Source organism: Mycobacterium sp. (assembly GCF_049673265.1).
Classification (GTDB): domain Bacteria; phylum Actinomycetota; class Actinomycetes; order Mycobacteriales; family Mycobacteriaceae; genus Mycobacterium.
Genome location: NZ_JBATXN010000515.1, coordinates 1 through 1,625 on the forward strand (window position 1 = coordinate 1; position 1,625 = coordinate 1,625).

2 protein-coding genes are annotated in these 1,625 nt (G+C 67.3%); one reads left to right on the forward strand and one right to left on the reverse strand.

Features of this window, described 5'->3' with window-relative positions:
* The first annotated feature begins 225 nt into the window (after positions 1-225).
* The gene (locus WBF82_RS17795) at positions 226-1,188 is read left to right on the forward strand and encodes a helix-turn-helix transcriptional regulator (RefSeq protein ID WP_424384283.1); all 963 of its coding nucleotides are present in this window, start codon (positions 226-228) and stop codon (positions 1,186-1,188) included.
* On the opposite strand, the gene WBF82_RS17800 is transcribed toward WBF82_RS17795, so the two are convergent.
* Positions 1,178-1,625, reverse strand: a 448-nt coding sequence (locus WBF82_RS17800; protein ID WP_424384284.1) for a hypothetical protein, incomplete at its 5' end; no start/stop codon positions are given. The two genes, WBF82_RS17795 and WBF82_RS17800, sit on opposite strands and share 11 nt — an antisense overlap.

Genomic DNA, 1,625 nt, shown 5'->3' on the forward strand with positions numbered 1-1,625 from the left:
ACAATGCGCTCACTGTCGGTTGGGAGCGGGCCTGTTCGTCGGTCAGGCCGTGGGCCACCGCGAAATATGCGCTCTGGTGGTAGGCGAGGTATTCGCGCAACGCGCTGCGTTCGTCGGTGACTGGGGGAGCGAGGGCGGGCATTAGAAGTCCTTTCTATTCGATTTGGACGAGCCTTTCAGCAATACCGGACAGTTTCTGTCCTATAACTACGGCACAGTGGTGCCATGGCGGAAACGACCGGGCGGGTGCTGCAATTGCTGGGCCTACTGCAGTCGCGGCGGGTGTGGACGGGAGACGAGCTGGCGGAGCGGCTGGCCGTCACCACCCGCAGCGTGCGGCGTGATGTCGAGCGGTTACGCGACCTGGGCTATCCGGTGCGAGCCAGCAAGGGCCACGGCGGCGGCTATCAACTTGGCGCCGGCGCAGCGCTGCCGCCGTTGCTGCTCGATGCGGACGAGGCGGTGGCGATGGCGGTGTGTCTGCGGCTGGCCGCCGGCGGCAGCGTGGCCGGCGTGGCCGAATCGGCGGTGCGGATGTTGAGCAAGCTCGATCAGGTGATGCCGGCGCGGCTGCGATCGCAGGTCTCGGCGGTGCATGAGGCGACGGTCACGCTTGCACCCGAGGCGGAGTCGCCGGTGGCGCCGGAGGTGTTGATGACGCTGGCCCGGGCGTGCCGCGACCACGAGCATGTCGAGGCCGACTACACCGACCGCGTCGGCGCGAATACCCAGCGACGGCTGGAGCCCTACCAGTTGGTGACCACCGGCCGGCGCTGGTATCTGCTCGCCTACGACCGCGACCGAACCGACTGGCGCAGTCTGCGGCTCGACCGGATGACCGCGGTGCGCGCACGGGGCTCCACGTTCACACCGCGGCCGGCACCGGACGCCGCCTCATATGTGCGGAGGGCGATCAGCGGCTCGCCGTACCGCTACCTGGCACGAGTGCGCTACAGCATGCCGGAAGAGGCTGTGGCCCAGTACTTTTCGCCTGCTTCCGCAAGTGTGGAACGCGATGGCGACAATGCCTGCGTGGTTACCGCGGGCGGCGACGACCCGGAACGGATGGTGCTGTACTTCGCCATGACGGGCGCTGCGTTCGAGGTACTGGAACCGCCGGAGCTGATCGCCGCCGCAAGGGCGGTGAGCGCAAGGCTGCGACGTGCGGCTTCGCCGCTCAGGCGGTAATACCAAGCCGATCGACGAGCAGCAAAAACGCGGTCGCGAAATCATTGTCGGCGGTGGCCGCGCGGACCTCATTCCAGTCGACTTGCTCGCGGATCGCGCGGGCTGCCGGCAGCAGCGGCCCGAAATCGCAGTGGTGCTCGTGCAGCGCCAACAGCTTCTGGATCAGCACCTGCGTCGGGGACAACACCGGCATCCGGACGGCCAACACCTCTCGGGACTCGCCCGAATGGATCAGGTCGGCGTCGACGGCGACTCCGTTGACTCGATGCAACACATCGACGACGGCGCCATCGACACTTGCCTTGAACAACCAGGCCTCCGGCGTCCTTTCGATGCTGAAGCCGGCTAGCGACAGGGTTTCCGCGGCCGCCTCGACATCGGGTTCGGCGACGACGAAGTCGACGTCATGCACCGGTTCGGGCGCGCCGTACACCCAC

Coding starts and splice junctions, on each gene's coding strand:
- WBF82_RS17795 (WP_424384283.1), top strand. CDS start 226: ATGGCGGAAACGACCGGGCGGGTGCTGCAATTGCTGGGCCTACTGCAG.